The organism is Clostridium psychrophilum (assembly GCF_018861705.1).
GTDB classification, from domain to species: Bacteria; Bacillota; Clostridia; order Clostridiales; family Clostridiaceae; genus Clostridium_AD; species Clostridium_AD psychrophilum.
The window spans coordinates 1-4,977 of sequence record NZ_JAHLEC010000162.1 but is presented as its reverse complement, the minus strand read 5'-3'; the positions used below and the strand labels follow the sequence as shown (position 1 = coordinate 4,977).

Genomic DNA, 4,977 nt, shown 5'->3' with positions numbered 1-4,977 from the left:
ACAAATAAAGCAACATTAAATTTCTTCAGGATACATTTTCACTTTTCAACCCACATTCTAAATCCTAATATTTCCATTATTGTTTTTTCATAAGTTAGTTAACACTATCTTAAACTGTTTTATTTCTATTAGTCTTCTATTTTATTTTAGTACATTAAAGGCCTAGTGGCAAATATAATGTTGAGAATATATGTCTATAAGAACGATGGTTAATGGAGAGACTTTTTATAATCAGTACATTATAACCAAAATGATAGCGGTATTAATAAATAAAATAAATAAAATAAAGAAACATGTAAAAAGAATTCAAAAAAAGGATAACTTTTCATTTTCCAATTTGTTGTTTTTCATATCTATATCATATATAATCATAGGTACTGAAATAAATTTAAAGAACAATTATGGACTGTCTCTTTCTGTTATTTAATCTACAATTCTTAATTGTTTAATACTTACCTGTGGTTATTTTTTATTAGGATAAGGTCGTGTTTGAAAGGAGATTTGTATGAAAATAGATGAATTTAAAAGAACTGAAGAAAAAACAACTTTAAATGGAAAAAAGACTAATATGTTATTAGCATGTTTTGTACTCTTTATTTTTCCAATAATATTAGTGGCTATTGGAGTAGTTTTGGGACAATATATAGGAAAATCTATTGGAACCTCTATTCAAATTTCTCGAGTCTTGGGAGGAATAATTGGTCTTGGATTATCAATTATATTAATTAAGGTATATGATAAATGGGCAGTAGTAGATGCTAAAGAAGAAAAGATTCATTGGGATGATATGTAGTCATTTAAAAAAATACTATTCTAATTAATTTGAGGAAGTGTCAGTTATGCTGGGAAAAAGATTAATTGCAGGAGCAACTATTGGACTCATTTCTCCTGCAAGTCCAGAAAATGTCGAGGCAATACAAAAGGGAATATCGTTTTTAAAAAACCAAGGATTTAACATACTAGAGGGAAAGCACTTATATGATAAATGGGGATATCTTGCTGGAAAAGATAATGACAGAGCTTCTGATATTATGGAAATGTTTAAGAATACAGAAGTAGATATTATTTTATGCATAAGAGGGGGATATGGATCAAGCAGGTTACTACCTTATCTTGATTATGATTTAATAAAGGAAAATCCAAAGGTTTTTGCGGGCTTTAGTGATATAACAGTTTTATTAAATTCATTTTATGAAAAGTGTAATCTGATTACATTTCACAGTCCGATGGGTACTTCTAATTTAGAAGATATTGAAACTTTTAAAAGCTTTATGTTTACATTAATGGAAGGTTATGAACCCTATATTATTAAAAATCCATCAGAATTTGAAACAAAATGTATTGTTCCAGGAATAGTTGAGGGAAACCTTATAGGTGGTAACCTTGGGTTAATATGTAACACACTTGGAACACCATATGAAACCGATATGAAGGATAAAATATTATTTATAGAAGATGTTAGTGAGGCTCCATATAGAATAGATAGAATACTGACGCAACTATTATTAGCAGGTAAACTTCAACAATGCAAGGGAATTATTTTAGGACAATTTAAAAATTGTGATTTACCTCATTATGAAAAAAGTCTTACATTAGAAGAAGTTTTTGAGGATAGGTTATACAATTTAAATATACCTATGTTTTCAGGGTTTTGTTCAGGACATGATTATCCAAAACTTACACTTCCAATTGGAGCAAGAGTAAGGATGAATCCTGAAACTGGAGTAATTAACGTATTAGAAGGAGTAGTAGATTGATATAATTAAAAATAATAGTTAGTTAATGTGAAGTTTTGACGCATTGGCTGGCTATTATTATTTTTTCCTTTTGGTTGATTGATATTTTTATTTTAGTCAATAATATTGATATACACTTTTTTAAGTTAAAGTAATGTAGGGAGGGTTATTATGAACTGGTATAGTAATAGATCTAATATATATATTCAAATTTATAATAATAGTGGTGATTTAAGTTGAGAAAATGTATCAACAAAAAGCCAAGTTTATCTGAAGTGGTTAAAATTAGTAAAAATGCAGATTTATCAACGAAAGGCATGACAGATGATGAATTAATTAAAAATTTATTTCCAAAATTTACATTTAAAGCTTTTAAAAAAATATGAGATTGATAAAATATCTTTAACTTTAAAGTGTGATTTCAAAAGTATACTATAACTTTCTATTTTAGAACTATAAATAATAGTTCTATTTTTTTTATAAAAAATTACTCATCAAGCTACAAATATTTTATTAATGAATATGAGAGGTTAAAAAAATACAGCATTGTAAATAACAATTAATTAAATATAACTAAATAATTATGAATAAATATTTCAACAAAAATTAATTTTTAAAACAATACCAGAAATAAATTTAATTTATTAGTATCGTATATTTATATTTATATTTAGATTATCCTATATATTTGAAGATTAAGGACATGCCTTATGGAATATAATAAATATATTTGAAAAAAAGATGAAGAAGCTATAAATTATCTTGAATATTTATTTGAAAAACCAATAAATATGTCAATAAAATTCGAAATTATATATATGCATTTAATTAACAAGCAAGTTATTAATAAATATTAGGATAACTTAAAAGCTTTACAATGAATAAAATGAACAATTATGTTTATTGATTAGTCATTTTTGTTGAAATGAAGAACAAAATATAAATTTCTAGCGTATTAAATTAGTTATATAGTAAACTATTTATAATTTACTCTACAATTGTAAATTTATAAAAAGTATTGCATATTATAATATAAAAGTTTAATATTTACATTAATCAAGGAAAATAATTAATAAGATAAAATTAAAGGTATTCGGATGGAAAAAGGATGGTGAATAAATGCTTGAACTAAGCGATATTCTTATGACCAAAGCATCAAGTATTGAGAGAAAGATATATGCTAAATCTTCACTTGTTGGTATTAGCCATGGTCTTGAGGATATGATAGTTGAATTTAAGCTAAAATCAGAAATATTTGTATCATTTCAAAAATTTAAATTTTTTATGGTTGAATTCGATAGATATATGATTCTTGATTCTCTTTGTAAAAAAGTTTTTGTATTTGCTCGGAATATTGACTTTGATAAAATCAAAGATTTTAAAAATACAGTTTTTATAGAACTTAATGATGATGATTCAATGATAGAGGAATGGAATATTATAATAAATCATCCTGAGCATCCAGCTGTTTTTTTAAGTTTCTCAGCAGATATCTTAAAAGAAACATTAATAGTAATGAAAAATAAACTAAGTAAATATGGTGTTGAATATAATCCTTCAAAGATAAATTATAATAAAGAGAAAGATATTGTTACCAGGAAAATGAGGTTTTTTATAAATCGAACACTTAGCGAAATAGAAGACAAGAGTTCTCAATTAATTACGAAAAATAATTTGCTAGAGAAGGCACTTAGTGAAAATGGGGAGATTACAAACGAAATTATTAAAAGGTTATGTTATGCTGCAGAATATCGCGACGATGATTCAGCAGTACATATGGCTCGAATGAGTATATATACATCAATTTTATATGAACAAGTAGAAACTTCTCAGAATAAAATTAGGTTAATGAATTATGCAGCCTTGATGCATGATATAGGAAAGATAGGTATACCAGATTCGATTCTTTTAAAGGCTGGAAAGCTTACATCTGAAGAATTTAATATAATGAAAACTCATACAACAATTGGTGCGAGGATACTTAAAGGTTCCAAACGAGAGGTTATACAAATGGGGTATGAACTTGCTTTAAGCCATCACGAAAAATGGGATGGTAGTGGATACCCATCAGGACTTAAGGAGAAAGATATACCATTAACTGCAAGAGTTGTAGCTATCTCAGATGTTTTTGATGCATTGTCAACAGCAAGAATTTATAAGAAAGCATTTCCAATTGAAACTCGCATAGAAATACTTAAATCTCAAAGAAATAAACATTTTCAAGGTGAGTTAGTCGATCTATTTTTAGAGAACATTGATAGAATAATTATGTGTAAAAAGAATATTGACTTAAAGTTTAATAACCATACAGATGAAGACGTTTTTTCGATGCTATTTAATAATCCGATGAGCTTCTTTATTGAATGCTAGAAAAACAACAATGTTAAGTATTCAAGATACTAGGAAAGAGTGGTTATTAGTTGTGGGTATGAGATTAAAAGATTTGGAGTGGTTGTATTTTTAAATTATTAATAAGAAATTTAAAGAATATTTTCAAAATTATAATATTTAACTGATTTTAAACAAATAAGTAACATATTCTTAACATTGAAATGATATAATACTTGTAACAGTTACATTATTAAAAGCATTTTATACAGAAGAGATTCTAAAAATTTTAGTTCTATTAATCTAATAAATTATTAGAAAGGTGACGATTAAAATGAAAGAAGAAGAATTGTTATATAATGCAATTTTCCCAGAAGATAATGACCCAAATCATCCTAATTATGGCTATTTTATAGGAAAGAGCAAAAAAAGTGTATATAAATTAAAAGCTGTTATTAATGAAGGCCAACTAAACCCAATAATAATTTGTGATGGGAATAGGGAAAATGCTTTTTTTGCTAAGGTTTATGAAAATGAAGTAGATGAATTTCTGAAAATTGTGGATGAACTTAAGTTCAAACAAACCAAAATTAATAGTTGTCATATGAGTGAAGTGAAATACATGTTTGAGGAACTGATAATGGGATATCAAAAAAAAGATCATAGGTCAACACAACACTTATTACCACACAAATCCAATAAAAAAATAAGAAGCTGGGAAATACCAAATGTAATAGAATTTAATCCTAAAAACGAAAATAAACCAGTTTTAAAGGGTGTAATTAATCTGTAAAATATATAGAATGATTATCCCACAAAAAGCTTGTAATTACTTCCAAACGTAGTAATTATGATATAATAATATCAAAATCAGTACGTAGAGGAGGATTACTATGTTTTGCAAAAATAACGT

5 protein-coding genes are annotated in these 4,977 nt (G+C 26.2%); all 5 read left to right on the top strand.

The annotated features are described in order from the left end of the window. Positions 1 to 505 precede the first annotated feature (505 nt). The 5 genes from KPL38_RS18105 to KPL38_RS18085 all read left to right on the top strand — a co-directional run bounded on the left by KPL38_RS18105 (position 506) and on the right by KPL38_RS18085 (position 4,857). Positions 506 to 793, top strand: a complete 288-nt coding sequence (locus KPL38_RS18105; RefSeq protein ID WP_216290534.1) for a SoxR reducing system RseC family protein — start codon at positions 506 to 508, stop codon at positions 791 to 793. 46 nt (positions 794 to 839) lie between these two features. After that, positions 840 to 1,757, top strand: coding sequence for a S66 peptidase family protein (locus KPL38_RS18100; RefSeq protein WP_216290533.1), 918 nt, complete (start codon positions 840 to 842; stop codon positions 1,755 to 1,757). 215 nt (positions 1,758 to 1,972) lie between these two features. Further along, positions 1,973 to 2,122, top strand: coding sequence for a hypothetical protein (locus tag KPL38_RS18095; protein WP_216290532.1), 150 nt, complete (start codon positions 1,973 to 1,975; stop codon positions 2,120 to 2,122). Between the two features lie 733 nt (positions 2,123 to 2,855). Then, positions 2,856 to 4,106, top strand: coding sequence for an HD domain-containing phosphohydrolase (locus KPL38_RS18090; RefSeq protein ID WP_216290531.1), 1,251 nt, complete (start codon positions 2,856 to 2,858; stop codon positions 4,104 to 4,106). A 292-nt stretch (positions 4,107 to 4,398) separates the two neighbouring features. Continuing rightward, positions 4,399 to 4,857 carry a hypothetical protein gene (locus KPL38_RS18085; RefSeq protein ID WP_216290530.1) on the top strand — a complete coding sequence of 153 codons (459 nt, stop codon included), beginning with the start codon at positions 4,399 to 4,401 and terminating at the stop codon, positions 4,855 to 4,857. Positions 4,858 to 4,977: the final 120 nt, after the last annotated feature.